The 25,180-nt window shown below is 63.2% G+C and carries 22 protein-coding genes and 2 pseudogenes; 3 read left to right on the forward strand and 21 right to left on the reverse strand.

Going from position 1 to position 25,180, the window contains the following annotated elements; genetic code table 11:
* Nucleotides 1-135 precede the first annotated feature (135 nt).
* From V3C85_RS19430 to V3C85_RS00365, 5 genes and pseudogenes are all read right to left on the reverse strand, one after another.
* Nucleotides 136-225, reverse strand: a pseudogene (locus V3C85_RS19430) (DUF6915 family protein); the annotation flags it as partial.
* 10 nt (nt 226-235) lie between these two features.
* Nucleotides 236-727, reverse strand: a complete 492-nt coding sequence (locus V3C85_RS00350; RefSeq protein ID WP_076367271.1) for a DUF6878 family protein — start codon at nt 725-727, stop codon at nt 236-238.
* A 97-nt stretch (nt 728-824) separates the two neighbouring features.
* Entirely contained in the window at nt 825-1,343 is a 519-nt protein-coding gene (locus tag V3C85_RS00355; protein WP_331793007.1) for a DNA repair protein RadC, read from the reverse strand.
* A 109-nt stretch (nt 1,344-1,452) separates the two neighbouring features.
* Nucleotides 1,453-1,740 (reverse strand): annotated as a pseudogene (locus V3C85_RS00360) (JAB domain-containing protein); the annotation flags it as partial.
* 170 nt (nt 1,741-1,910) lie between these two features.
* A complete protein-coding gene (locus V3C85_RS00365; RefSeq protein ID WP_089849796.1) occupies nt 1,911-3,110 on the reverse strand; it encodes a DUF932 domain-containing protein in 1,200 nt (399 codons plus the stop codon).
* Between the two features lie 303 nt (nt 3,111-3,413).
* On the opposite strand from V3C85_RS00365, the gene V3C85_RS00370 reads away from it, so the two are divergent.
* Complete coding sequence (locus V3C85_RS00370) at nt 3,414-4,553, forward strand: hypothetical protein (protein WP_331793011.1); 1,140 nt, start codon at nt 3,414-3,416, stop codon at nt 4,551-4,553.
* Nucleotides 4,554-4,690: 137 nt separating this feature from the next.
* Here the strand turns inward: V3C85_RS00370 and V3C85_RS00375 are convergent, their stop codons facing one another.
* The 9 genes from V3C85_RS00375 to V3C85_RS00420 all read right to left on the reverse strand — a co-directional run bounded on the left by V3C85_RS00375 (nt 4,691) and on the right by V3C85_RS00420 (nt 14,193).
* Nucleotides 4,691-5,095 carry a single-stranded DNA-binding protein gene (locus tag V3C85_RS00375; protein ID WP_008335991.1) on the reverse strand — a complete coding sequence of 135 codons (405 nt, stop codon included), beginning with the start codon at nt 5,093-5,095 and terminating at the stop codon, nt 4,691-4,693.
* Between the two features lie 576 nt (nt 5,096-5,671).
* A complete protein-coding gene (locus V3C85_RS00385; RefSeq protein ID WP_054540788.1) occupies nt 5,672-6,373 on the reverse strand; it encodes a VIT1/CCC1 transporter family protein in 702 nt (233 codons plus the stop codon).
* Entirely contained in the window at nt 6,370-8,277 is a 1,908-nt protein-coding gene (locus tag V3C85_RS00390; protein WP_054540837.1) for a heavy metal translocating P-type ATPase, read from the reverse strand. The genes V3C85_RS00385 and V3C85_RS00390 overlap by 4 nt, the downstream gene beginning before the upstream one ends.
* A gap of 5 nt (nt 8,278-8,282) precedes the next feature.
* Entirely contained in the window at nt 8,283-9,263 is a 981-nt protein-coding gene (locus V3C85_RS00395) for an FAD:protein FMN transferase (protein WP_007803253.1), read from the reverse strand.
* Complete coding sequence (locus V3C85_RS00400; protein ID WP_054540789.1) at nt 9,244-11,451, reverse strand: PepSY domain-containing protein; 2,208 nt, start codon at nt 11,449-11,451, stop codon at nt 9,244-9,246. Before V3C85_RS00400 ends, V3C85_RS00395 begins: the two co-directional genes overlap by 20 nt.
* An 11-nt stretch (nt 11,452-11,462) precedes the next feature.
* Nucleotides 11,463-11,933 carry a DUF2271 domain-containing protein gene (locus V3C85_RS00405; protein WP_054540790.1) on the reverse strand — a complete coding sequence of 157 codons (471 nt, stop codon included), beginning with the start codon at nt 11,931-11,933 and terminating at the stop codon, nt 11,463-11,465.
* 38 nt (nt 11,934-11,971) lie between these two features.
* Nucleotides 11,972-12,352, reverse strand: coding sequence for a PepSY domain-containing protein (locus V3C85_RS00410; protein WP_054540791.1), 381 nt, complete (start codon nt 12,350-12,352; stop codon nt 11,972-11,974).
* A gap of 181 nt (nt 12,353-12,533) precedes the next feature.
* Entirely contained in the window at nt 12,534-13,919 is a 1,386-nt protein-coding gene (locus V3C85_RS00415) for a ferredoxin reductase family protein (RefSeq protein WP_331793041.1), read from the reverse strand.
* Complete coding sequence (locus tag V3C85_RS00420; protein ID WP_054540793.1) at nt 13,876-14,193, reverse strand: PepSY domain-containing protein; 318 nt, start codon at nt 14,191-14,193, stop codon at nt 13,876-13,878. Before V3C85_RS00420 ends, V3C85_RS00415 begins: the two co-directional genes overlap by 44 nt.
* A 145-nt stretch (nt 14,194-14,338) precedes the next feature.
* Here V3C85_RS00420 and V3C85_RS00425 point away from each other — a divergent pair, with 145 nt between their 5' ends.
* Nucleotides 14,339-14,998 carry a response regulator transcription factor gene (locus tag V3C85_RS00425; protein ID WP_089849816.1) on the forward strand — a complete coding sequence of 220 codons (660 nt, stop codon included), beginning with the start codon at nt 14,339-14,341 and terminating at the stop codon, nt 14,996-14,998.
* Nucleotides 14,995-16,332: an ATP-binding protein gene (locus V3C85_RS00430; protein WP_331793044.1), complete on the forward strand. Its 1,338-nt coding sequence runs from the start codon at nt 14,995-14,997 to the stop codon at nt 16,330-16,332. The genes V3C85_RS00425 and V3C85_RS00430 overlap by 4 nt, the downstream gene beginning before the upstream one ends.
* 366 nt (nt 16,333-16,698) lie before the next feature.
* On the opposite strand, the gene V3C85_RS00435 is transcribed toward V3C85_RS00430, so the two are convergent.
* From V3C85_RS00435 to V3C85_RS00465, 7 genes are all read right to left on the reverse strand, one after another.
* A complete protein-coding gene (locus V3C85_RS00435) occupies nt 16,699-16,863 on the reverse strand; it encodes a hypothetical protein (protein WP_009574204.1) in 165 nt (54 codons plus the stop codon).
* Between the two features lie 388 nt (nt 16,864-17,251).
* Nucleotides 17,252-17,725 (reverse strand): hypothetical protein, encoded by a 474-nt coding sequence (locus V3C85_RS00440; protein ID WP_331793051.1) that lies wholly within the window; start codon nt 17,723-17,725, stop codon nt 17,252-17,254.
* 99 nt (nt 17,726-17,824) lie between these two features.
* Nucleotides 17,825-19,993 (reverse strand): ParB/RepB/Spo0J family partition protein, encoded by a 2,169-nt coding sequence (locus V3C85_RS00445; protein WP_038068689.1) that lies wholly within the window; start codon nt 19,991-19,993, stop codon nt 17,825-17,827.
* A gap of 180 nt (nt 19,994-20,173) precedes the next feature.
* On the reverse strand, nt 20,174-21,385 hold the full coding sequence (gene repC / locus V3C85_RS00450) for a plasmid replication protein RepC (RefSeq protein ID WP_071167364.1): 1,212 nt from the start codon (nt 21,383-21,385) through the stop codon (nt 20,174-20,176).
* Between the two features lie 213 nt (nt 21,386-21,598).
* On the reverse strand, nt 21,599-22,528 hold the full coding sequence (gene repB / locus V3C85_RS00455) for a plasmid partitioning protein RepB (RefSeq protein ID WP_078572041.1): 930 nt from the start codon (nt 22,526-22,528) through the stop codon (nt 21,599-21,601).
* Nucleotides 22,512-23,705, reverse strand: a complete 1,194-nt coding sequence (gene repA, locus V3C85_RS00460) for a plasmid partitioning protein RepA (RefSeq protein WP_331793054.1) — start codon at nt 23,703-23,705, stop codon at nt 22,512-22,514. The genes repB and repA overlap by 17 nt, the downstream gene beginning before the upstream one ends.
* A gap of 134 nt (nt 23,706-23,839) precedes the next feature.
* Nucleotides 23,840-24,721: a recombinase family protein gene (locus V3C85_RS00465; protein ID WP_331793055.1), complete on the reverse strand. Its 882-nt coding sequence runs from the start codon at nt 24,719-24,721 to the stop codon at nt 23,840-23,842.
* Nucleotides 24,722-25,180 lie beyond the last annotated feature (459 nt).

Here is a 25,180-nt window from a genome sequence, read left to right on the forward strand (position 1 = left end):
TCCGCGATAGACCACAGGAACCTCCCCGCCGTCCGCACCGCCAGCGCTTTGATCCGCGCGGAGCGGACGGCGGGGCCCCTCCTATGGACTATCGCTACCCGACAGGTCGAGAAAAGCCTTGCCTGTCCAGATAACATCTAACCAGGCATGCACGGCGATGAAGTCGTCGACCGTGCCGCCCCATTTCTTCACGGAGGACAGGGCGTGGTGATAGGGATGTGCCATCGCCGCCCCCTCAGAAATCGTGCGTGTAGAGTTCGGACGAGGTGAAGCGCTCGTTGAACTCGAGGTGGATGGTGCGAGCGCTAGCGTCGAAGCAGAATTCGCCGTAGGCCCCGTCGTTGTTTTCCCAACCTCCATGGGTGTCAGACAGCAAGTCGTAGGCCAGTTGCTCGACGACATCTTCCAGCGAAAGCGCCCGAGTCTCGACCTCCGGGTCGTCCCAGGTCAATGCGGCATAGGCGATCTCGGTCTTGGGGAAAGCAACCTCGGTCTCGCCAGCGTAGGCAGCGATACTCTCAACCTGACCGCTGTCGCCATAGCCGTCGAAACACACAGTCACATGTGTGATGCCCGCGGCAGTCAGGCCATCGAAGAGGCGCTCCTTGTTGACCGGTCGCAAAGCTGCGATCCGCGCGTCACGCTCGGACTGCCGAGCCAGCACGGCGGCGAAATCAATCCTGGACGGCGCCATCGGCGCGGCCAGAGTGGGTTCGATCTTGGACATTGGAAACTCCGAAATGAGGGAATGGATCTGAACCCCGAGGCTCTCTCTCGTCCTCCTAGGCTCACATCCTCCCCAGCCCTTCTCTGACTCTCGGGCGTCACGCCGCGATCTGCAGGGCGCGAGACGCGAAGACACGCCAGAGTGGATCGACAAGACGGGCATCGAGAACGTCGGCGTGGTGCCGCAGCCGTCGCGCAAGGCCATGTTCATGCCACTCGGCCGCCCGCATGGCCTGCGCACGGGCCTGGCTGGCCTCAGACACGACGGCGCGGACTTCGGCTGCATCCGAGACCGGGTGGCACCATGCGACCCCGCCCTCACAGGTAGCTCCGGCTAGAACGAGACGGCCCTCCCGATCGAGGATCGCCAGGATGCACGGAGCGTCTTCAGGTATGATATCTTCGGCGTGAACGATTGCCCCCTGCATGGCCTCGGTCAGCGTGGCAAACCGCGCCAGTACCTTGGGGTGTGCCTGCCCGGACATGAGAGCCCCGGGCGCATGGCAAGCCGTCGTGAGTGCGAACGGCAAATCTTGATCTGCAAAAGCGGTCGGGAAGCTCGGTGGCAAACCTGTTTTCTGCGTTTCCGGCCGAGTTTGGAGAGGAAGGTCGAACATGGCATATCTCCGACGGTGCGGAGAGCCTCTCTCCCCGCTTCAAACCGTCAAAGACCAAACCACCGCCCTCTTCCTCGGAAGGGTGACGGCGGCAGGCTCGCAAGGTGCGTCAGAGCTTGCCCAGGGCCCGCAGGCTCAGTTCCGTCCCGGCGCCGACGATGATGTGGTCGTGCAGCGTTAGGCCAAAAAACTTGCACCCCTTCTAGACCTCCTTGGTCATGCTGAAATCAGCCTCCGACGGTGTCGGATCGCCCGAAGGGTGGTTGTGGATCAGGATCAGGGCGCTGGCGTTCAACATCAGCGCCCGCTTGATCACTTCGCGCGGATAGACCGGAACATGGTCGACCGTGCCGGTCGAGAGGAGTTCATCGGAGATGATGCGGTTCTTGCGGTCGAGGATGTCGCGGGCCTCGAGGACGATGGTTTCTTCCTGGGGAGTCATGGGCGTCTCGCTGACTGGCACGCACCGAGGCCCCCTGCCCTTTCGGGGCGGGGCCAGTGGCATGCTTGTTGAAGGGAAGTGCGCGACCGCCGCGAATGTAGGCGGTCGCTGTGTCGGGGTCCGCGTCAGCCGACCCGGTCGAGGAGCTTCTTGGCGCGCCCTTCCATGTCGAGGCGGGCATCCTGCTGAGTCTTGTCGCGCGCGAGCCGCGTGATCCCCTGCACGAAATCGAAGATGCTCTCGGGCGGGCGGCCTTCCTCCATCAGCACCTTCTCGATGATCTTGCCGGATTCGGCCTTCGAGAAACCGCGCTTGCGCAGGAAATCCGCGCGGTCCGCGTCGCTGCGCGCCACGATCTGCTGGCGCGCCGCCTTGATGCCGTTCACGAACCCCTGCGGCGAGGAATTGGCAAACCGCGTCAACGCGGGCGCGGCCTCATGTGCGAAGCGCGAAGCGGCGTATTTCGAGTGACGGATCTTGATCTCCTGGAAATCCTCGACGCCCCAGAGGTTGCGGTTCTGGCACACCGCCCGCAGATAGAAGCTCGCCATGCCGAGGGTCTTCGCGCCCACCTCGGAATTCCAGCAATAGAAGCCCCGGAAATAGAGATCGGGGGAGCCGTCCGCCAGCTTGCCCGCCTCGATCGGGTTGCGATCATCGACCAGGAACAGGAAGACATCGCGGTCCGAAGCGTAAAGCGTGGTCGTATCGCGGCTGATTTCGACATCGGGGTTGTAGACCCCGGTCGACCAATCCAGCACACCCGGTACCTTCCAGCGCGTATCGCCCGTGCCATTGCCCGCGATGCGCTGAACCGCCTCGACAAGCTCGAAGTCATGGATGCGGCCGTAGTCGGGACCGGTCACGGCGCGCAGTTCCGTGCGGCCATCCTCGGTCTCGAAGGTCTTCACCTGCTCGGCGCGGTGGTTGGTCAAACCGTATTGCAGGTTGATCCCCGCCAGAGGCGCGGGAAGCTGCCGCAGGTAGGATGCCGGGGCACCGACGATGCTGGCAAGCTGGCCGAAGGCCCAGTGCGTGGGTGCGACCGGCTCATGCGCTTTCGGCAGGACCAAGTCGAGCCGCTCTGCACTGTCGCGCGCTGCCTCGACACGGATGTCGGCGGTTTGCACCACCCGGCTGCGGCTGCGCTCAGAGCGACCCTTCACATTGGCCCAGAGATCGTCGAGCGACAGGTACCGCTCGTCATCCGGCCTGTTGAACCATTCGGACGACACCCGCCCATTCCGGTCACCCCGGCTCACATCCACTTTCCAGCCACCAGCCCGCGTCGGCTGTACCGCATCCAGAACTTCCACAACGCCCATCGGCATTCCTCCGCGACAGGTGCCGGGAGCCACTCTCCCAGCCCTCAACCTGTCACCGGGAAACCGGCCAACCTCAAACTCTCTCGGGCAAACGGCGCTAAGTCGGATGCGCCGCACGCCCGCAACTCGCTGGTGTTGACCTGCGTTCAAAAATGGCAGAGGTTAAACAAGGCCTTTCTCGCAGGCCGGTGTGCCCGCCACGCGAAGCTTTGCAGCGATCTTGATTTCGAACAGCAGACCTCATGCCATCGGCGGGTCTGATTAGCAGCGGGCACCTAGTCAGATCCAGCTTGGACATGGATCATGACAGAGAACACTAAGCTTAAGACTTTGAAACTCCTGGCGAAGCGTTACGCTAGGGCGACGGGTCAACCACAGCACGTAGCACTCGACTTTGTTGCCAGTCGAATGGGCTTTGCTCATTGGAATGCGTTGACAGGCAGCGCCAAAGGAGAGTGGGTTCCCTCCGAAGCACAAGTTGCCACGATCAAGGCCTTCGTGGAACGGATCACTTCCTACGAGGGTGCGACCTTCGACCATATCTTCGGAAGCCCCGATGCCGTCACTCGAGGAGAAGTACGGGGGCATCCATACGAACTGAAAACAATGCTTGGTGACGTCCGCATGGATGGTGAGGGTTGGCAGATCGTGCTGCCAGAAAACCCTTTGGCCTCCCCTCGTGTCGAGATCGACATCAAGCATGCCCAGACCAGCCCGATGAACGATCGCGTGCTACGTGAAGAAGCCATCGGGATTGCGAGGGAATTGATGCAGAGCGTCAAGGCGCGACGATTTGCAGATTGGCCGCGGCGCGCCACGAAACCGGATGCAGAGGGAAAGGTCCGCCACCCGTTCTTGGAGATAGAGGAATCAAACCTCTGGTACTGCCTTCACTGCAACGCAGAGATCACCGGTCCACAGATCGCTGGAAACCAATGGCACTGCCCCTGCTGCGGCGCATCACCAATCAACATTTTTCCAGAAGCCTTCTGGCTGGGACCGAACGATGAAAAACCGGTGCCAGTCCAATCCCGCGCCGAAAGGCAAGAGATTGAACCCATCGTGTCAATTATAGATCCGCGGCCAAGGCTTGACCCCGACAGTGACCAGGTGACCCATTTGATCCGGGCTGCCCTTTTCGAGGATGCGACCAATGCAAGCGAGCGCATGGGAGCGAGTCTGGCCGAAATCTGGGTTGATGACGATCTCGACGTGGTTGTTTCCTTCGAGGATCACTACTGGCCCGAGGACAAGGAGCCGACTGCTGCGATCGAAGTGGCCGCACTGCTTGGAATCGAGATTGAGTTGGAAGTTACTTGGTCGGATCCGTTGTTCGCATGGCCCGGTTTGGGCACCGTGACCCAGAGCACGGCCGAATATACGCGTTTGATGCTCGACGCGTATCGCAGTCACGGCGCGACCAGAACCAAAGACGAAATCTAGCTCGTGCGCACGTTGAACAATTAGGCGCATTCAAGGCGCTCAGCACCGGAAGGCAAGCGTGGGTGCCTTTTCCAGTGGCCCGAAAAGACTTTAGCCCGGCGGTCTAACCCGCCGGGCTCGAGGGGAGACCCCGTTCCTCAGAACGGGATCTCGTCGTCGCGGTCGACCAGCTCGGGGTTTTCGTTCTCGGCCGACTTCGGGCGGCTCAGGAAGTCGACCTTCTCGGCGATGATCTCGCAACCGTAGCGGTCGTTCCCCATGCTGTCGATCCACTTGGTGTAGTGGATGCGACCGTGGACGAGGACCTTCATGCCCTTTTCGCAATGCTCAGCGACCGTCTTGCCGAGACCGTTGAAGCAGGTGATGCGGTGCCATTCGGTGTCCATGACACGGTAGCCGTTCTCGTCGCGCATCACACGACCTTCCGAGAGGCGGGGGCGCGAGGTGGCGAGGCTGAAGTTGGTGATCTTGGTGCCGCTCTGGGTGGTGCGGACTTCGGGGGTCTGACCGATGTTGCCGGCGAGGATGACGATGTTCTGCATGATAAGCTCCTGTTTTTCCTGTCTTCGGGACCGTCCCTTCGACAAGACCCTGAAAAAGCCCGTCGGGTGACGCGTGCACGGTGGACAGCATGGACACCGGACACCCCCAGAGGACCGGGGTGGAGCGGGCAGGACGCCAAAGGCGTCCAACACGGCCCGGACTGACGCGGGGTTGCGCGCAGGAGACCGAACGGGATTAGGGGATTGTCAGTCGAAGGGACGGCCCAGAAGACAGAGAGATACGGGGAGCCCATGCCAGACCATGTCTCCTTGCCAATCGGGACTGTTTGACCCAAAGCCCAGCACACCGCTAGCGGCCTAAGTGGCTATCACCAGCTCTCACCCCTGCCCGCGCCTGCCGAGAAATCCAGGGCCCTACCGCGATGGGTTATCGATACCGGGAAATCCAGGACACGGACCGCACCAACGGCTGCTTTCGATCTCGACGTACTGTCGCTCAGCGAGCTGAAGAAAATGCAGAATGACGTCGCCAAAGCGATTGCCACATTCGAGGATCGGCACAAGGTGGAAGCCCGCGCCAAGGTGGAAGCTTTCGCCCGGGAACTCGGCTATTCCCTAGCCTACGGCGACCCCGAACAGCGCACCGACTCCAGCGGTCGCCGCCATGGCGAGTGCACCCCAGAGCGTGACCCTTGCAGCACCTCGAATAACACCAGCACCGCCAGCAGAAGCGCCTAATCCACCAAGAACCGCGAGGCCGAGGATCGTCGACACGGCGACCAAGAAAACGATCCGTGCATCCGGGACGACCAGTGCGACGATCAAGGGCAGCACCGCACCCACGGCGAAGGTCAGCGCCGACACCAAGGCGGCCTGGATCGGGCGGGCTGTCACGGTCTCGGAGATGCCAAGCTCGTCGCGGGCATGCGATCCGAGCGCGTCACGTTCGGTCAGTTGCACGGCCACCTTTTCGGCAAGGTCTCGGTCCAGCCCTCGCTCGACATAGATTTGGGTAAGTTCTTCGAGTTCGGCCTCGGGTGTTTCCGCCAGTTCGAGGGTCTCGCGCGCAAGGTCAGCGTTTTCCGCGTCAGTCTGGGAACTGACCGAGACGTATTCGCCTGCCGCCATGGACATCGCGCCGGCCACGAGGCCAGCCAGCCCCGCTATCAGGACCTCCGGCTTTCCCGATCCTGCTGCGGCGACGCCGACCACGAGGCTTGCCGTCGACACCAGCCCGTCGTTCGCGCCGAGAACGGCGGCCCGCAGCCAGCCGATGCGATGCACCATGTGGATTTCGGAATGCGAGAGGCGGCTCATGGCGTGGCTCCTTGCGCGATGTCATCCTGCCCGGAGGAGACAGCCTTTGGTTTCGGAATAGTGGGTTCATGGGGCGCGATGCGCAGCGCGCGGAGGGCGTTCAGGATCACTGCAACGTCGATGACCTCCTGCAGGAGCGCCCCCTGCACCGGAGTGAGATAGCCGAAAGCCGCCGCGATCATGCCCATGACCGAAAGGCCGATCCCGGCGACAACGCTTTCGACAGCGATGCGGCGCGCGCCGCGCGCGATCTCGATCCCTAGCCCGAGCCGGTCGATACGGTCGACAAGCAGCACGACATCCGCCGCCTCCGCCGATGCTGCGGCCCCGCGTGCGCCCATCGCGACACCCACATCGGCCGCCGCAAGCGCGGGCGCGTCGTTCACGCCGTCGCCCACCATCATGACGGGCCCGTGCTTGCGCTCGCTGAGGACGAGCAGGACCTTCTGGTCCGGCGTCAGCCCGGCCCTCAGACCGTCGAGCCCAAGCCCCTCGGTGACACGCTCGGCCACGTCGGCGCGGTCTCCGGTCGCGAGCAGGATCCGCGCGATCCCCTCGCGGCGCAGGCCTTCCAGCATGGCGCCCGCGCCGTCGCGCAACGGGTCGGACATCACCAGATACCCCGCCAGGTGACCGTCCACTGCCACAGCGACCAGGACCGATCCTGCGCCTTTGGCGGGGTGATCGTCTCCCATTCGCCCAACGCGGGACACAACGAAACCGTCGCCGCCGACGATCACGCTGTGGCCCTCGACATGACCCGCGACCCCTTCACCCGGAAACTCGGCAACCTCGGATGGCACGGGCAACGAGAAGCCCCGCGCCTTCGCGGCCGCAACGATGGCCTGCGCGACAGGGTGCTTGGAGGCCTGATCGAGCGCGGCAGCGAAGCGCAGGATGTCGCCCTCGGCCATGCCGTCATGGCTGTCGATCGAGACGATTTGCGGCCGGCCGTCCGTCAGCGTGCCGGTCTTGTCGAGGATCAGCGTGCGGATGCGCGCCATCGTCTCGAGCGGTCCCGCGCCTTTGATCAGCACCCCGAAATGCGCCGCGCGCGACAGGCCTGCGACCAGCGCGACCGGCACGGCCAGGATCAGGGGACATGGCGTTGCGACGACGAGCACGGCGACGGCCCGGATCGGATCGCCCGTGAACCACCAGGCAGCGAAGGCAATGCTGACCGTGACCGCCAGAAACCCCAGCGACCAACGGTCGGCCAGCCGCGACATCGGCGCCTTGGAGGCCTGCGCCTCTTCCACCAGCCGGACGATCCCGGCATAGGTGCTGTCCTTGGCCTCGTGAGTTGCGATCAGGTCGAAGGCTTCGCCCGCATTGGTCGATCCGCTCATGGCCTCGGCGCCGTAACGGAGCCGGACGGGCAGGGATTCCCCCGTCAGCGCCGAGGTGTCGACGAAGGCCGTCTCTGAGCTCAAGGTGCCATCCACCGGCACCACGTCGCCCTGCCGGATCAGAAGGCGGTCGCCGGGCGCAATTTCGTTCAGCGGCACTTCCTCCAGCCCGCCATTCCGGTGTCTTGTCGCGGTCCGGGGCACACGGGACAGCAGGTCGTGCATTTCACGGCGGGCACGCCCTTCCGCGAAGGCTTCGAGGAAGGTGCCGCCGGAATACATTACGGCGACCACCGCCGCGGCGAGGGTCTCGCCGAAGACGAGCGCCGCCGACATGGAGAGCGCGGCGACAATATCGAGGCCCACTTCGCCGGAACGCAGGCTGCGCAGGATCTCGACCACGAGCGCGGCGAGCGCGGGAACGACGCCCGCGATCCAGACCGCGTTCGCGACGTCGGGTTCGCCGGAAAAGTAGAAGGCAAGTCCCGCAATCAGGCCGGTCGCGGCAATGAGCAGGATAGCGGTCTTGAAGCGGTCGGTCCGTGTCGTTTCCATGCGGCTCATCTCCCCTCGGCTGAGGCGATTGCCGCTGGCTCTTCGGAAAATAGTCGTCCGACTCCCACGCCCCTTACGTTGACAACATCATCGCGCAAGAGGAACAGGGCGTCGAGGCCGCTTTGTTTTGCGAGCGTCGCGCCTTTGACCGGCCCAAGCACCATGAGGGCCGTCGCCCAGGCATCTGCCTCTGCACAGCTGCGGGCCACGACCGTGATGGAGGCCGGCGACGCGATCAGCGGCGCTCCCCGCCTCGGGTCCATCGTGTGCGACAGGCGGCGCCCCTGCACCTCGACCCAGTGACGGTAGTCGCCCGAGGTCGCGACGGCGGCATCCTGAAGCGCGAGGATCGAATGCGGCGTCCGGCGCTCGGCGTCCGGCGCCTCGACCGCGATGGTCCAGGCTTCACCGTCCGGCCTGAGGCCCATTGCACGCATCTCGCCATCGATCCCGACGAGTCCGTCGGATATGCCTTGATTGCGGAGGATTTCGGCCAGTCGATCCACGCCGTAGCCCTTGGCGATGCCATTCAGGTCCAGCGCGATGGGTGCGGCCTTGCGCACGTGTTCGCCGTTGATCTCGAGCACGTCATGCGCCGGGCGGCGCGAGGCGGCCATCGCGGTGCGGATGCCATCCGGCGCGGCGGCCTCCGGTCCGAAGCCCCAGGCCATCACCGCGTCGCCCATGCCGATGTCGAAGGCTCCGCCAGAGGCGCGGCCAATTTCCAGGCCGAGGCGTAGCACCTCGAGCAATCGTGCAGGAACAGCGATCCATTCACCGATCGGTGCCGCGTTGAGCCGCATAAGGTCGCTGTCCGGCTTCCAGGTCGACATCTGTCCGTCCACCTCATCCACGGCCGCCTGCAATGCCGAGCGGACCGGCCCCGGGTCGAAACCGGGGTCCGCGAATAACAGCGCCGACCACCTCGTGCCCATCGTCGGCCCGTTCAGCGCGATGCGCGCCCGCTCAGTAGACATCTTCGACATACCGCCCCTCCGCCTTCAGGACTGCTGGTGTCAGCCCGGCCGGCGCGAGGATCTCGGCCAGCGCCTCGGCCACGCCGGCGGCCATGTCTCGTCCGCCGCAGACCATCACGCGCGCCCCATTGCGGATGAGCTCCGCGACCTGAGTGGCCTCGCTGCGCAGCGCGTCCTGGACGTAATGGGGACGCGCCCCGCGCGAGACGGCCGTGACCAGCCGGCTTACACGCCCTTCGTCCTGCCATCCGGGGAACTCCTCGCCGTAGAAGAAATCGCTGTCGGGATGGCGCATGCCGAAGAACAGGTGGATCGGCCTGCGGCGCGTATTGCCGCGCACAAAGCCCGCTAGCGGCCCGATGCCGGTCCCCGCGCCGATCAGGATCAGGGGCGCCCGGCTTCGGCCCGGACGGAAGCCGGGGTTGGGGCGCAGGAAGGCGCTCACCGTGTCGCCAGGTTCCAGCGCTGTGAGCTGACCCGAGCAGAGCCCGCCGGGATGCTTCTTGACCACGATCTCGATGAAGCCGTCGCGGCGCCCAGAGGCGAGCGAATAGAGCCGCGGGACGGTCCCGCCTTCGGGCAGAATGCCGATCAGGTCACCCGTCTGGAACCGTGCGAACCCGCCCCCGAGCAGCCGTTGCCCGAGCGAGACGCGGGGAAACGCGAAGCGGAGGATGGCGGTCGGGGCCTGCACCTCGGCGCCGTAGTCGCGGCGCGAGACGAGGGTCAGCGTGGTCGTTTGCGGCTGGACCGGCTGGTGCGTCAGTTCGAGTTCGATCCCGAGAGCGTCTCCGAGCGCCCCGCCCCAGCGCGCGAAATCCTGCGGCGATTGCCGGTCGATTGTGTCGAGCGGCAGAAGCTCGGGCCAGCCCTTCGCCTCTGCCGCAGTCGCGACGGACTTGGCGAAGGCGCAATAGGCCGGAAAGCTGCGGTCGCCGAAGCCGAGCACTGCCAGAGGAATGTCCGGCGCGCGGTCGGTCGCGTTCAGCCGGTCGAGAAAGCCCTTCGCCGAGGCCGGCGCCGCGCCGTCGCCATAGGTCGCGGCCAGCAGGATGATCCGCCGGGCGTTGGTGTAGCGCTCAGGGCCGAAGCCCGACATCGGGCCGACATGGACGCTCTGCCCGGCTTTCGTCAGCGCGGCGTGCAGCGTCGCGGCAAAGCCCCAGGTGCTGCCGCCCTCGCTGCCGACAAGCAAGATCGTCTCGGCGCGTCCGGCGGGCTGGTTGCCCCGGATGCGTGGTCGCCCGGGCCGCCCGGCGAGCCAGACCAGCACGCCGGTCGCGCCCATGGCCGGCACGCCGAGCGCCATGAGCCCCAGCACGAGCCCCAGCGTCGCCGCACCCTGTCCGGTGTGCAGCATGTAGATGGTCTCCGAGACGCGCTCCCACCCGGTCAGGTCGGCCCAGGCCAGCAGCGCCCCGTCGCCCTGATCGAGATATCCGGTGCCCCGGTCGGTCTTGAGCGTGAATACGTCTGTTGCGTCGCCGGGATAGGGAAAGCTCAGCTCGCGCAACTCGGCGACCGGCGTTCGCCGAAGCGTGGGCATCCGGCCCGGAGCGAAGCCGGTCTCCCCACTGACCTCGGCAGGGGCGACCGGCAGGACGCCTCCGTCCGGCAGGAGATCGAAGGTAGACGCCGTCATCCAAAGCGCGGTCGTGGAGGACAGGACGAGGCCGACAACGGCGATGCGTGCGATCTCGGCGTGTAGCCGCCCGGCAAGCGGTCCGCGCAAGGGTGAAAACCAGCGTCGCCAGCCGCCCACCCGCCGCGCGACCAGCGTCGCGCCGGAGAGCGAGAGGATCAGCATCGCGGCCGCCCCTGCGGCCATGGCGATGCGGCCGCCGTCCCCGAGGAACAGCGAGCGGTGCAGGTTGGTGAGCCAGCGTTCGGCCTGGTTCGGGTCGGCCGAGGCTACGCCCTCACCCGTCGCCGGGTTGATTACGGCGGCACCCGGCGCGCCCTGATCGAACCAGTAGGCAGTGATCCGACCGGAGGGCGACCGGCGGATCTGCTCGACGCCCGGATAGACGGCCTGGATGCGGTCCGCGAGAGCGGCTACGGTCAGTCCGGCTTCCGCCTGCGGCGCGGCGATGCGCTCGGCCGCAGGGAAGACCGACAGTGCCGCGCCGCTCAGGCCCAGGATGGTGACGAGCGCAAGGGCCAGAAGACCCGGCCAGCGATGGAGTGCACGGATCATGGCCCCACCCTTCACATGTCGTAGGCGAAGCTGGCGATGTACCGGCGCCCGCGCACCGGCGTGCCCGCGCCGTCGGTCGTGAGCGGTACGGCCACCTCGTTCGGACTGTCGCGCATGTCCTCGACGGCCGCGTCGATGTGGAGCGTGTAGCCCGCATCAAAGAGCGCGTCGGCGAGGTCGAGCGTGATCTCGAGCGTGCGGCCCGCGCCGACGCTGGCGCCGGTGATTCCGTTCACCTGCGCGGTGTCGCCGCCGGTGGCGCGGTACCAATCGCTGAGGTGCTCGTAGTACTTGGACTTGCCGCCAGCCATCCAGAGACTGCCGACATAGGCGCCCGAGGTGTCGGTGACGTAGAGCGCGAGATAGGCCCCGTCGCCGCCGTAATTGTTGAGGGTCGTGGTGAGCGTCACCGGCCGCGCCATGGCGAGGCCGGGGAGCGTCAGCGCGGTGGTGAGCGCGAGCGTTGCGAGAAGCGATTTCATCGGGTTGATCCTTGTTCGGAGAGGAGCTTGAGAGCGGTTCAGTTCACCTGAACCTGCGGCGGGGTGCCGTTCCCGAAGAGGCCGTTCTGCGGAGGGGCGACCGTGCCGGCGGGCGCGGGATTGCGGGCGCCGCCACGGTCGTCGTCCTCATCCTCGTAATCCATCTCGACGATCTGCAACGTCGCCGGATCGAGCTTCACCTCGATCTCCCGGCCATCCTGATCTCGGCCCTCGATCTCGTAGCAGCCATCGTCGATCTCGAAGTCGCGCACGGTCCAGCCGTTTTGCTCAGCCAGCTGCATCGCGGCCTCGCGCGGCTGCCACTGGTCACGGGGCACGCGGCACTCGTCGTCGTCGGCCAGGGCGGCGCCAGCGGGCAACAGGGCGATCAGGGCGAAGGCGGTCAGGGTCTTCTTCATGGCAGGGTCTCCTTGTCATCTGCTGAGGACAATCTGGAGACAGGACCTGAGGCCTTCCTGACGCGTCGGCGATTCCCGCTTCAGCTTGCCGTCAGGAAAATGGCCCCGCCGATGAGGGCGGGGCCAAAAAGGTGCGAGCGCAGGCCACAGGGCTGACATGGCGATGCGCCCTGCCCCGCGGTTAAGCGAATTCGAACTGCTCGAAACGCACACGGCGAGGCGTTTGGCCTTGTGCTTTCAAGCCCTTGAGGACCCCGTCCTTCAGGCCGGTTGGGCCACAGAACCACAGATCGGCTTGCCTGACTGCGAAAGGGGTGGCGCTGATCAGCCGCTCAGCCGTGAGCCTACCATCGCGCGCCGTGACGATCACCTCGAAACTGAATCTCGGATTGCGGGCGACCGCAGCGCGCAGCGTCTCGAGCCCGATCGCCTCGTCTTGCGTCCGAACACAGTGGACAAGGTGAATGTCGCGCCTTTCCGCCTCCGTCAGGCTTTCCGCCCAGGCGAGGAACGGCGTGATGCCAATGCCGCCGGCCAGCCAGATCTGGCGCGCACCGCCCTTGCGGAAATCGAAGCGGCCATAGGGGCCCTCAACCTGCACGCGCGTTCCGGTCCGCAAGGTTGCGGGAAGGCTCCGTGTCCAGCCACCCAGAGCCCGGATGGAGAACGTCAGGGTGCCATCAGGGCGCGGAGAACTGGCGATCGTGAACGGGTGCGGCTCGGACAGTCCAGCTTCCGGCGCTCGAACGAAAGCGAATTGCCCGGGCCGCCACCGCATGGCCCGGCCTCTGGGGGTTAGTGTCAAGGTGGTCGTGTCACCGGTCTGCCTGATCTGGCTGACGGTGAAGTCTCTACGCCGTAGGTGCGGAGCGAGCAACTCGGTGAAGATCCAGGCGACCACTCCGGCGATGCCGAAGGTATTCAGCACCAACATGAATGTCGGGTCTACCCCAGCAGGCATGTCGACAAAAAACTGGTGAAACACCACGATTGCAATAAGGGCTCCCATGAAACGATGGCTGAACCGCCAGAGCTGATAGGGAATCTCGAGCCCGATGAAGGGCAATCTCCGGAACCAGCTGACAGCGACCAGGGCGAGAAGTGCGTTGAAGGCAAGTTCGCCCGCCTCTTCACCCAGGTCCCCAAGGGAGGTTTCACGCACCAAACGCTCGAAATCCGGCTCTACCTGCTGGTGCAGTATCATCAGGACCATCGCGGAAATGCCGAGCCATTTGTGGACCCGGTACATTCGATCGAGACCGCCGAACAATGGTTCCACCAGTGGCGGCCGTGCGGCGAGGATCAAGGTCTGTGCCATCGCGACAACTGCCGCGGCCCCGACGGCAATACCAAATGCTGCATCCGCACCATAAGGCGCATAGGTGTTCATCCCGAGCAGAGCCGCCAGCAGGCATGGCAGCGCCACCAGCACCGGGCCCGTCAGGGCCAGAGGAGAGTTGAGGGAAAGCCGAGGGAGTGTGGGAAGGCCCGGCGCGGAGACATTACCATCACGATGCGCCGTATCAGTCATCGTCGCGTCTCTCGTGATCGCGGTCGCGACGATCATGCTCGTCGTCCTCAAACTCGAACTCGATTACTTCCAACGTGGCCGGGTGGACCGTCACCTCGATCGCACGCCCTTGGGCATCCCGGCCGTCAATTTCGTAGCAGCCATCGTCGATCTTGATGCGGCGCACCGCCCAGCCATTTTCCTCGGCAAGACGGGCAACCGCGTCGCGCGGCTGCCAATCGGCCATCGGGACGAAGCAGTCGTCGTCAGCCAGCACCGCGCCGGCCGGGAAGACCGCGAGAAAGCCGATAATTGTCAATGTCTTCTTCATGGGGCACACTCCTAGTGGCTGGCCTCTTGATGCACTTCATGCGCTGCGAAACTGACGGCAGCCTGAACGGGGTCGACCCGCAGGCTTCAGCTTCGTGTCAGGCAGACGGATCATGGAGGGACAACGGACAAGGACGGGTACGACCATGCGCATATTGCTGATCGAAGATGACACGACTCTCGGCGCTGCCGTGCGCGACCAGATCGCAGCCGATGGCCAGTCAGTGGATTGGGTTACGCGGTTGGATGCGGCGGGCGATGCGATGGCTGCTACGTCCTACGACTTGATCCTGCTTGACCTGATGCTGCCGGACGGGCGCGGTATAGGGTTTCTCAAGGGCTTGCGCACGCGGGGCGACGTGACACCGGTCATCATTCTTACCGCACTCGACCAGGTGTCCGATCGGATCGACGGGCTTAATGCAGGCGCTGACGACTATCTTGTGAAGCCTTTCGACCTGTCGGAACTGTCGGCGCGGATCGGATCGGTCGCGCGGCGCTACAGCGGCAACCCCAACCCGATCCTGACCCACGGACCGCTCGACATCGACCTTGCCGCGCGCAGCGTCCATCGGGATGGCAGACATGTGCCGCTGACGGCGCGGGAATGGGCGCTCTTCGAAGCCTTCCTCGCGCGTCCCGGGCAGCTCCTGTCCAAGGCGCAGTTGGAGGAGAAGCTCTACGCTTTCGACGCCGAGGTCGAGAGCAACACCATCGAGGTCCATGTCAGCCGCCTGCGGAAGAAACTGGGGAGCGCAATCATCGAGACCGAGCGCGGCATGGGCTACCGCCTGGGCAGGCCATGAAGTGGCCCGTCAGCCTAGAGGCACGGCTCGGCCTGTCGGTGGGGCTGGTGCTGACGGTGCTGTGGCTTCTCGCAGCGACGGTGACGGCCGTAATCGTCCGGGCCGAAATGGACGAGGTCTTCGACAGCGCGCTCCGTGAGACAGCGGAGCGGATCCTGCCGCTGGCAGCAACCGACATCGTCGGGCGGGAAGATCAGGGTGTGACCCAGCGGCTCGCCCCGATCCGTGAGCACGACGAGTTCTTCACCTATCTCGTGCGCGATGCTGAAGGCCGCGTCCTGTTGCAATCGCATGCGGCGGACCCCACCGTGTTCCCCTCCTATGACGGGCCCGGGTTTCGCCAGACCGCGACGCACCGTCTCTACAGCGACGCGGCGCTTCAGGACACGATCCGCATCACAGTGGCCGAGCCGCTGGCCCATCGCATGTCGGTGGCTCGCGAAATCCAGATGGGTCTCGGCCTGCCCTTGCTGATCGTGCTTCCAGTGGCCTTGATCGCGATCATCCTGGCAGTTCGCTTCAGCCTTGATCCTCTGCGCCGGTTCCGTGCGCGGCTGGAAGCACGTGGCGCTCTCGACCTTTCGCAGGTTCCTCACGAGGGGCTTCCAACCGAAATCGGCCCGCTGGCTGACACCCTGAACAGCCTGCTGGCCAGATTGCGCGAAGCGTTCGAGGCCGAGCGAAGCTTTGCTGCGAATGCCGCTCACGAGCTACGCACACCACTCGCGGGAGCGATCGCGCAGGCGCAGAGGCTTAGGTCAGAAACCAAGGACCGAGCGGCTGCACAACGTGCGACCGACATCGAGGAGACGCTGAAAAGGCTGACGCGACGCACAGAACGCATGATGCAACTCGCGCGGGCAGAAGGCGGGCGATTGAGGATGGACAAAAGCTCGGATCTGAGGGGCGTTGCGAGAATTGTGGTGGACGATATTGGCCGCACGGGCACGCCAGATCGTATCAGGCTAAATCTTCCCGACATGGCTGTCATGTCAGATCTTGATCCCGACGCCTTCGCCATTCTGTGCCGGAACCTCGTGGAAAACGCTCTTCGTCATGGGGGACAGACTACCCCGGTCGACGTCACGCTGACCGCATCTGGCCAGTTCACCGTGGCAAATGACGGCCCTGTCGTGCCAGGCGAAACACTCGACCGGCTGACAGCGCGTTTCGAGCGGGCCTCTGCCACCTCCGACGGCAGCGGCCTGGGTCTTGCCATCGTCGCCGCAATCGCAGAGCGGATCAGCAGCCGCCTTGTCCTTCAATCGCCGCGGCCGGGCCGGACCACAGGTTTTCAAGTATCACTCAGGTTGCCGATAGACGACAGCGAGTGACAGCGACATCCACTTTGGTTCCCAAAGGGCCAAATGCAGCCTCGGGATCAAGATCATCAGGGCCTGGCCTGGCGCGTCGGTTACCGTGCTATGCAGCGTCACGCTCGGAAAGGCAGCGCACAGCGCCAGCAGCCTGTTCGGAATGGACCCCGCGCTGATGAACGTCATGTAACCAGCGCTCACCATGGGGGTGACCGCTGTTTCCAGCATATAGGGATGGTCGACGAAAAGGCTTCCCGAACATGGTAGAAGCAGACTGTCGGAAGCGATTGTTAGCCGACTGACTATCCCCGGTCACGGGGGCATTACTAGGCCCAGGTGCACACCTGTGCCACGCCTGGGCCCTCGGGAAGTGAGGCCGAAGCCTCACCCGAAGGGATCGTATTCCGAGACGATCACGACCTCGTCTCCGTCGATTTCATCGGCGGGGACGGCACCATAGGTTCCATCACCTGCCTGGAAGACGACGATCGAGACCATGAGCGTGGCGGCGAGGGAAGCGGCGAAGGCGTGAGCATCTTTGCGGGACATCTGTTTGGCTCCTGTCTTGGAGGCGGAGGACCATCCCCCGCGCGACAGGACCCCGCAGGCCCGAAGACTGGCTGACATCACCGGGTGCGTTCGGCTCGTCCGAATCCACCCGGCGGCACGGGTTCGCCCGTAGTCCGACCCCTCGCGGGTTGATCTCGAAGACAGGATTCGGGGCAAGGAAGGGAATGGCGAGCGGGGGATGGTGCGACCGCTGACTGGAGCCGGGTGTCCCGCTGATGCCATCGGTGCCAGCCTCCCGGGCAGGCTTTTCAAGGAATACGTCATTCCGTGTTGGATTGGATTCTATGGTGCCCCGCGATTTCGCGGGAAAGGGTCGTGATGGGTGAGAGGCCCGCGCTTTGGCGGGCCCCTTGGGTTCTACATGGGCTCAGGCGGCAAGCTCCGCGCCCCCTGCCCTATCGCCGTCCTCGCTGCCGACGATCTCCAGCCGCGCGTTGCGATAGCCTTCTTTGGCGATCCAGAGTTCGGCAGCCGTGACAGACTCGGCCAGGTGGAGCAGCTCCGTGCAACCGCCGAAATCCAGCAGGACGCGCACCTGTCCGGGCTTCGGCTCCTCAGCCACCTCGAAGGTCAGCGCACTGTCAGCCGAATGCGTTCGCATGATGGTGACGAGGATGACCCCGTCCGAAGAGAAGTTCCCCTCGTGCAGCGTGAACGACGCCGGCGCAGTCCAAGTCGGATAGGGTCGCGCCGGCTCCTTCTTGACGAGACGGCCGACGCCGTTCGAGCGCCCCCAGGCCGCGAGCTTCTTCGTGAACCGGGCGGGCGGTTTCGTTGTGCTATCGGTGTAGCGAATGAGCGCGCCCAGGGGCGCGGTTTCGAGAATGGTGGTTGGAGACATGATTCCTCATCCTGAATGCGTCATTTTGCATTCATCTTATTGATATTGTTGTATTTTATGTGATTGAGCGCGGGTTTCCCCGCCCTCGGATGGAGCGGATCACTCCGCGGCCATCATCGACGCATCATCACCCGGCAGGTCAGCGGTGAGGAAGGCGGGCAGATCGACATCCTCGGACAACTCGGTGTCGGGAACGTCACCAGACGCCCCCTGCCCTTCTTCACCTTCGAGTGCCGCCAGATCGTGACGGCGAAGCACCTCCGGCAACCAGCCGCTGCCCTTCAGAAGGCGCTCGGCCTCGGTCGCCATCTCGGCCTTCTTCAGGTGATCGAGGAGCTGCGCCGTCCCCTCCCCTTTTGCCTCGCGCACGGCTTCAAGGATCCGGGCCTTGGGCACGCGGTTCAGGTAGGTATCGGCCGTCGGCTCCCAGCCAGCCTCGACCATATCGAGATCGACTGCCTGTGCAAGCAAGTCGGCCTGCGCCATCCGTCGGGTCAGACCACTGGCGGAGATACCGGCACCGTAGGGGTTCACCTTCTCGTGGAGCGCGTTGATCCCGAAGCTAAGGCAATGCGCGAGCAAGGACAGCCGGCTCACCTGATCGAGGGAGGTCAGGTATTCCCAGAGAGCGGCATCGTCGCCAAGCGGAAGGTCGGCCTCCCACTCCGCGTGGCGATCGTCCACCAGCTTGGCAACCACGCTGTCCTTCAGATCGCTGGCCTGCGCCGACATGTAGACGTGACGCACCGATGCCTCGCAGCACCCGCCTGAAGCGCTCGACATCCGGAAAGTGTCGTTGACGAGCTTCAGGAGCAGCAGCGTCAGCGCGATGTCGGGAGAACGCCCGACAGCTTCGCGCAATGCCAAGGTGCGGTACGCCGTCAGCTCCATGACCAGCCGCTCGGGCAAGGGCTTCAAGGCACCATCGTCTTCTTCGTCCGACAGACCCGCCCCGAGCGCTTGACCAGCAGAGGTGATCACCGTGCCATGGCCGATACCATCCACGTTGCTCGTCGCCGAAAGCTCAGCGCCCTGCCTGTCTGCCGCCTGTTCACCGCTGTGGACGTCGGCCTCTGTCCGAGGTTCATCCTCCGGCCGCACAAAGCCCCGATAGACGGAAAGCTCGCCAGAGCGATCAAGCGTCACAAAGGCCCCTGCCCGCGCGATCTCCTCCGCGTCGAAGATCAGCGGCCGCGTCTCGAGCTTCTCCATCGCGACTTCGAGTTCGCCAAGGCGGGCGTCGGTCTCTTCAGGGAATTCGTCCTGGCCCTCGTACTCCTCTTCGAACGCCCGGTATTCGGCGAGCAGCTTGGCATGGGCCGCGCCTTCGTCATCCGACATCGGCGCCGGATTACCGTTGAGCCGTCGCAGGCCGTGGCTGTAGCCATAGGGCAGGTCGAGCGAGACCTCGATCCATTTCCAACCTTCGGTCGCGATGGCTTCGGCTTCAGCCTGAAGCTTCTCGCTGACCAGGCGATCGAGCAGGGCAGGGTCTTCCAGCCATCCGCCGTCGTCGCCCTGGAAGAGGTCGTGCAACATGGTGCCGCCCGCCGCCTCGTAGGCCTCGACGCCGACAAAGACGGCGCGCCGGTCAGAGGCCCGCACGGAGGTTTCCGTCAGCATGCGCCGGATCTGATAGGGCTCCTTGTTCCAGGACGATTTGATCGCCTCCCAGACCTGAATCTGACGCTCGTGGTCCGGATTGACCGTGAAGGCCATCAGCTGCTCCAGCGTCATTTCATCCTCGGCATAGAGCTCGAGCAGGGCAGGGGCCACGGCGGCGAGTTTCAGGCGCTGTTTCACCACCTGCGGCGTGACGAAGAAGGCGGCTGCGATCTCTTCATCGCCTTGACCCTTCTCCCGAAGCGCCACGAAGGCGCGGAACTGGTCGAGCGGATGCAGGGCTGCGCGCTGCATGTTCTCAGCGAGCGAGTCGTCTTCGGCGAGGATCGCGGAAGTGGCATCCCGCACGATGCAGGGAATGGGCGTGGTCTTGGCCAAGCGTTTCTGCTTCACCAGGAGAGACAGGGCCTGGAAGCGCCGACCGCCAGCGGGGATTTCGAACTTGCCGGTCTCGGAACCATCATCCGCCAGAACGGGTCGAACGCTCAGGCTCTGCAGCAACCCGCGGCGGGCGATGTCTTCGGCCAGTTCCTCGATGGAGATGCCGGCCTTGATGCGCCGGACGTTGGACTGGCTCAGCACGAGTTTGTCGAAGGGAATGTCCCGGGACGGGGACAGGGTGACTTTCTGGGCAGATTTCGCCATCAGATCTTCTCCACGACGGGCGCCGGAAGCCACTCTCCCGATCTCACTTCCCGTCACCCCTCAAACCAACAAACCTTTCCCTCTCCTGTTCTGACGCTCCCGAGACGGGACCTTAACAGCTGTTAAGTCGTCAGTCCCGAGGTGGCGGAACGGTACGCAGTCTCTCAACCTTAACAGCTGTTAAGCTGCAGATCGTCGTCCAATCAATGCCATGACCATCGGCCCACAGGAAAACTCACCGGCCACAGCTTTGGCAGTCAGAGCTCGCAAGTATCCACCAGGCGATCTGATGTCCTCAAAGCGTTCCAGCATGGCAGAAACGACAATCGACGCTTGCTCCGGACCCATGAACCGCTGCGCTTCTTCCCATGCAGATGCACTGATCCCCATGGCTGGTCGCACATGGCATGCTGCATCGAAAAGCTGGTGCCAATGCCGGATTTCGCCTTGGTAGAAGGTCTTGAGCGAGGGACATGCCGCGATCACCAGGTGCAGCGGGATCTTTGGTAGGTGTCTTGTGTCCTGTTCATCGACGTCAGCCACGGGCTCATCCCTGTCCACATCTGGCACGCCGGCCGCCGCCCCGCTTTTTTCTAAAGCAGGTTCAAGATCTATAGATTCTTTATTTGAATTATGATGGTGACGCTCAGATCGAGCATCATTGGTGTTCATTTCTTCTGTTTCAGAGCCATCAATGATGTTGCGTGCCTGATCGAGGAGAGCTTCAAGATCGGCTCGATAGGCCGCGAGGTCCTCAATTGAAAGCTTGCGGCGAAGCGCGCGCGCTGTGAGGATAGCCTTGTCACGAAGCTGGTCCCAGATGCCTAGGCCTGGCTGCATCTCGTCTCCGAACTCCGCGAGGGCCGCGAGATCACGCCGCATGAGGCTTACAACCTCTCTCAGACGCCTGACGCGCTCCTCAGCCTCACGTACGGCCTCTGCGGCCCGTGCTATCTCCTCGGACTGGCAGTAGAGCGGGGAAAGATCGAAGCCAAAGGCGACGCGCTCTTCGCCGTGCTTGCGGACATAGCGCTTTCCATTGGGGCTATCACGCCGCTGGAGCAAACCAGCCTCGACAAGACGCGCGAGGTGACGACGCATAGTGGAGCAGGGCATACCATTCAGGCGCTCACAGATCGCCTTGTTCGAGGGGAAGACTACCATCTCGGCGTTCCCGCCAAGTGCATCGTCTGGAAAGAAGCTGAGGAGCCCCTGCAAAACAGTTAGATCACGTTCTGACACGCCAAAGGCCGCTTGCGCCTTGGAGAGCTCGCGCAGGAGTTCCCACTTGTTGACGGGTCTGCCCGGAACAGATGCCTCGGGTCGCTCGATCACGCGCAGATGGGCGTGCGAGATCGGCCGCATAAACGGCGAAATCGGTGTGTACTCCATGAAAACGTTCACGAAGGCAAAATTTCTGCGGCCCGCGAATCGCTTTGCGCTTGCGGGGTAGGGGCCAGAACGCTACATTCAGAGGTGCGAAAACTGAGATTTTGTAGCGGGCTGATCCCGGTGCGAAACCTTACAAAGGTCTCGTGAAGCTAGCTTCTCGGGGCCTTTTTCTTTTTGCCTGTATCGTGCCTCCTTCTTGTTGGTTGCTCTTCCTCAGTCTCCTGAACGCTTCCAGCGCTCATGAAGCTCGGTAATCAGCTTTGGGGCATTGCCCTCCAACCAGCTGATAAAATCAGGTTCATCCGTAGTCAGATCGAGTTTAAGCTGCTTGCCTTGGCGGCCGGTCTTAACCGTCGCAGCTCCGACACCGGGGATCGCCAAAGCAGGCACGCCCTTTCTAGACGGGTTTGCTTTCTTCTCTGGGCTCTTCGCAGCTGCCAGAACTGCGAGAAACGCACGCTCAGAAACCTTATCGACCGAGCCGGAACTTTCGGACTTCGCTGCATGAGCTATGGCTAGCAGTTGGTCCCGATCACCGTCGTAGGCACCCAAAGCCTTTTTGAGCTCTTCCCATCTCGGGCGACCAATCCCAGGAGCTGCACCAATTGCCTGGATGAGATCCTCGCCGACCGTCCGAACGACACTCAAGAGTTGTGAAACCCCAGCTTCGTGGAGGTTAAGGACTTCAGCGACACCTCGATTGGTGCGCTCCGCCCCTTCCAAATGGTCGCCGTCCAGAAGCGCCGTCGCAACAAGCGCCCGTTCAATAAAGCTCAGATCACGACGCTCTTGGTTCTCGAGAAGCTGATCTCGAAGCGCTTGATCACCATCAACTTCCGTGACGATGGCTCGAACTTTGATACCGAGTTCGCGACATGCTTCCAGGCGTCTGCGGCCATAGATCAGGTTGTAGCGATCGCCTTCCAGTGGGCGGACCAAGACAGGCACACGCTGACCGTTCTTGGAGATTGAATTCTTCAGGCCCTCAACTTCAATCTGAAGCCTGTCATCCAATCGTCCTTCGGTAATAATCTGCGCCGGATCGATCTCAAATACACCGCCACGCAGTCGGCGCCCTTCAAGAGCGTCAGGAGCGTTGCGAAGGGTCTGCAGCGGCAGGCCAAGTTTAGGCTTTCTTGCCATGCCGCCCCCATGTGTTCTGGATGATTTCAGCGATCTCATCGTTCACTGCGTTCATGGATTCGATCGCACGATCAAACGTCTGACGCGTGAAGTCCTTCTTGTCAGCTTCGTAGAGCGTTTGCTTGGTCAAGCCGGCATCAGAAATTGCGGTCGATTCAACCATGTGATTGGTCAGGACCGACCTCCCGAACAGTCCGCGAATGAAAGCGATGACTTCGGTTTGTGGCGCGTCGCCGACTTTGTATCGCGTTGGCAAAAAGCGCAGCCAATCGAAGCGCAGATTTGCGCCTGCATCCCTGATCACTCCCAGGAGATCCGCGGTCATTCGCAGGAATTGGGACATCGACATGAGGTCAAGCATCTGCGGGTGAACCGTCACGAGGACACCCGAGGACGCGGAAAGTGCTGACATCGTCAAGAAACCAAGCTGCGGCGGGCAGTCGATCACAACAACGTCGTAGTTCGCTTCAACACTATCGAGTGCGTCATGAACTCTCGCGAAGAACGCTTTCGCTCCGCCTCGCTGGATAGCAGCAGGCGTCTCGTGCTCGAACTCCATGAGTTCAAGGTTGCCCGGGATAAGATCAAGGCCGCGGATGTAGGTCTTGCGGATCACTTCGGCGATCGGAACCGGATCGTCATAGCGAACGGCATCATAGAGGGTTCCGCCCTCCATAAGGTCGAGTTCTGGCTGGATTCCGTGAAGAGCCGAAAGAGATGCTTGGGGGTCGAGATCGATCGCAAGAACCCTGTACCCCTTGAGCGCCAAGCGCTGAGCGAGGTGAGCAGACGTCGTCGTTTTGCCGGACCCGCCCTTGAAGTTCACCACTGAAATAACTTGAAGCTCGTCACCGTCGCGACGCCCAGGCACGTAAGTTCCAGACTTTTTTGCGTTTCCTTCAAGCGTCTGCCGGATTTCCCAGATATCGTCGAGAGTATAGCGACGATGACTTCCAGCCGTCGTCTCGACGTCAACGATCTTTCCTTCTCGATGAAGCTTCCGAAGATAGGTATGGTCGACGCCAAGGAGCTCGGCAGCTTCGCCGCTGGTCAAAGTGCGCATCACCTTCTTTGCATCCGGAGGGAAGTGTGCGGCGCGCTGAGCATGCAGGTTCGACGCGAGAAGTTCCGCGTAGTGCCCGATGGCGATGTCTAGATCCTGCTCTGCTTCGCTCATGTCTGCCCCGATCCGTGGGCGCGTTTTTTATGTGACCGCGCGTTATTTTTCGAGACTATTGCCCGACCAACCAGATTCGTGCAAGCACTTTCTAGATTTAGTGGCAATCGGTTAGGCCAACACAAGTGTGATCCTCAGAGGAGCCCCAGCTTTTCAGCACGCTCCAGCAGCATTCTGACCGAGGAAGGCTGCCAGCTGGTGCGACCGCGAGGGGTGCGCTCACGCATGGATTCCAGTCGGTCGCAGATTGCCTGCAAGGTGATCTCGGGGTCAGCACCTTTGATTGCGGCGACAATCGCAGGCAGGCGATCGTCGGTTTCGCGACGTCCAGCGCGTCCAAGCACTTCAGCGGGCAGGAATCCGTCCGCCACGTATGCCTTCACGGCGCGGAGCAGGCGGCTTTGCGTCCAGCGCCGATCATGGGGCAGGGGGCCATTGATGATCCGGAGGACGTCTTCCCAAGCCATATCGGGGCGCAAACGGCGCACATGGGGCACCCAATCCTGCGCAGTTTCGTTCAAGCGCTCCATGTAGCCGTCCTGTCGCGCCAGCCGCACCTTGCGCAGCGCTTCAGGGTCCTTGGCGCGAAGACCTGGGTTGCCGCCGACGCGGCCCTTTGAGCGTGCCGAGGCAAGTCCGGCTTTGGTGCGCTCGCGGATCAGATCGCGTTCGAACTCAGCCGCAGCGCCCAGAACCTGCAACGTGAACTTGCCCTGGGGCGAGGCAGTGTCGATCGGGTCCTGGAGCGAGCGGAAGAACGCCCCCTTGCCCTCCAGTCTTTCGATCACCTCAAGTAGGTGCGACAAAGACCGCGCAAGCCGGTCGATCCGCACGACGACCAGCGTGTCGCCCTTGCCAATCCGCTCCAGCACACGTGCAAGCACGGGCCGCGCGCGATTGCCGCCCGAGGCGTGCTCTTCAAAGATCTCGGCGCATCCCGCAGACTGCAGTGCCTCAGACTGGGGCAGGGGGGTCTGATCCTCGGTGGAGACGCGCGCATAGCCAATCAGGGGCATGAAACTGGGCCGTTTGCAATTTAATATATTGCCAATAAACGACCGTTTGTAAACGGATGCAAGGGCGCTCTCTATGGCCGAGGTCAGCGAAATGCCCTTGATTTCCTGAGGCTGCGCGCGATCAGAGAGATCTCGCAGGCAGTCGCGCGCGCGTGCTATATAAGGAGTGCAGACGCACCCCGAGAAAACCCTTGGGTAATGTGCAAAACGCGCGTATTTTGCACATATGAAGCCTCAAGCATCTGCTCTACATGATAGTTTTGATGACCCTCTGACCGGGGTGGAAGAGGCCGAGGAAAGATCGGAAGACGATTTGTGGTTGTCGCGTTTAGTTCCCGATTTCAATTGAAGCAGTAAGCTGAAACTGAAGCGCTGGAATTTCACCTTAGCGCTTCACCAACGCGTCAAGTTTCTTGAGCTTCACAGCCCTGCCGCTTTGGTCAGGTTCACCCGGAACCT

Source organism: Pseudotabrizicola sp. L79 (genome assembly GCF_036553525.1).
Taxonomy (GTDB): Bacteria; Pseudomonadota; Alphaproteobacteria; order Rhodobacterales; family Rhodobacteraceae; genus Pseudotabrizicola.

What these genes read in the sequence shown, in the direction of transcription:
- V3C85_RS00465 (WP_331793055.1), bottom strand. Translation starts at nt 24,721, where the DNA reads ATGCCCCTGATTGGCTATGCGCGCGTCTCCACCGAGGATCAGACCCCC.
- V3C85_RS00355 (WP_331793007.1), bottom strand. Translation starts at nt 1,343, where the DNA reads ATGTTCGACCTTCCTCTCCAAACTCGGCCGGAAACGCAGAAAACAGGT.
- V3C85_RS00435 (WP_009574204.1), bottom strand. Translation starts at nt 16,863, where the DNA reads ATGTCCCGCAAAGATGCTCACGCCTTCGCCGCTTCCCTCGCCGCCACG.
- repB (WP_078572041.1), bottom strand. Translation starts at nt 22,528, where the DNA reads ATGGCAAGAAAGCCTAAACTTGGCCTGCCGCTGCAGACCCTTCGCAAC.
- V3C85_RS00440 (WP_331793051.1), bottom strand. Translation starts at nt 17,725, where the DNA reads ATGTCTCCAACCACCATTCTCGAAACCGCGCCCCTGGGCGCGCTCATT.
- repC (WP_071167364.1), bottom strand. Translation starts at nt 21,385, where the DNA reads ATGGAGTACACACCGATTTCGCCGTTTATGCGGCCGATCTCGCACGCC.
- V3C85_RS00400 (WP_054540789.1), bottom strand. Translation starts at nt 11,451, where the DNA reads ATGATCCGTGCACTCCATCGCTGGCCGGGTCTTCTGGCCCTTGCGCTC.
- V3C85_RS00395 (WP_007803253.1), bottom strand. Translation starts at nt 9,263, where the DNA reads ATGTCGAAGATGTCTACTGAGCGGGCGCGCATCGCGCTGAACGGGCCG.
- V3C85_RS00415 (WP_331793041.1), bottom strand. Translation starts at nt 13,919, where the DNA reads ATGATCGTCGCGACCGCGATCACGAGAGACGCGACGATGACTGATACG.
- V3C85_RS00390 (WP_054540837.1), bottom strand. Translation starts at nt 8,277, where the DNA reads ATGGAAACGACACGGACCGACCGCTTCAAGACCGCTATCCTGCTCATT.
- V3C85_RS00425 (WP_089849816.1), top strand. Translation starts at nt 14,339, where the DNA reads ATGCGCATATTGCTGATCGAAGATGACACGACTCTCGGCGCTGCCGTG.
- V3C85_RS00410 (WP_054540791.1), bottom strand. Translation starts at nt 12,352, where the DNA reads ATGAAGAAGACCCTGACCGCCTTCGCCCTGATCGCCCTGTTGCCCGCT.
- V3C85_RS00445 (WP_038068689.1), bottom strand. Translation starts at nt 19,993, where the DNA reads ATGGCGAAATCTGCCCAGAAAGTCACCCTGTCCCCGTCCCGGGACATT.
- V3C85_RS00370 (WP_331793011.1), top strand. Translation starts at nt 3,414, where the DNA reads ATGACAGAGAACACTAAGCTTAAGACTTTGAAACTCCTGGCGAAGCGT.
- V3C85_RS00375 (WP_008335991.1), bottom strand. Translation starts at nt 5,095, where the DNA reads ATGCAGAACATCGTCATCCTCGCCGGCAACATCGGTCAGACCCCCGAA.
- V3C85_RS00405 (WP_054540790.1), bottom strand. Translation starts at nt 11,933, where the DNA reads ATGAAATCGCTTCTCGCAACGCTCGCGCTCACCACCGCGCTGACGCTC.
- V3C85_RS00365 (WP_089849796.1), bottom strand. Translation starts at nt 3,110, where the DNA reads ATGGGCGTTGTGGAAGTTCTGGATGCGGTACAGCCGACGCGGGCTGGT.
- V3C85_RS00430 (WP_331793044.1), top strand. Translation starts at nt 14,995, where the DNA reads ATGAAGTGGCCCGTCAGCCTAGAGGCACGGCTCGGCCTGTCGGTGGGG.
- V3C85_RS00350 (WP_076367271.1), bottom strand. Translation starts at nt 727, where the DNA reads ATGTCCAAGATCGAACCCACTCTGGCCGCGCCGATGGCGCCGTCCAGG.
- repA (WP_331793054.1), bottom strand. Translation starts at nt 23,705, where the DNA reads ATGAGCGAAGCAGAGCAGGATCTAGACATCGCCATCGGGCACTACGCG.
- V3C85_RS00420 (WP_054540793.1), bottom strand. Translation starts at nt 14,193, where the DNA reads ATGAAGAAGACATTGACAATTATCGGCTTTCTCGCGGTCTTCCCGGCC.
- V3C85_RS00385 (WP_054540788.1), bottom strand. Translation starts at nt 6,373, where the DNA reads ATGAGCCGCCTCTCGCATTCCGAAATCCACATGGTGCATCGCATCGGC.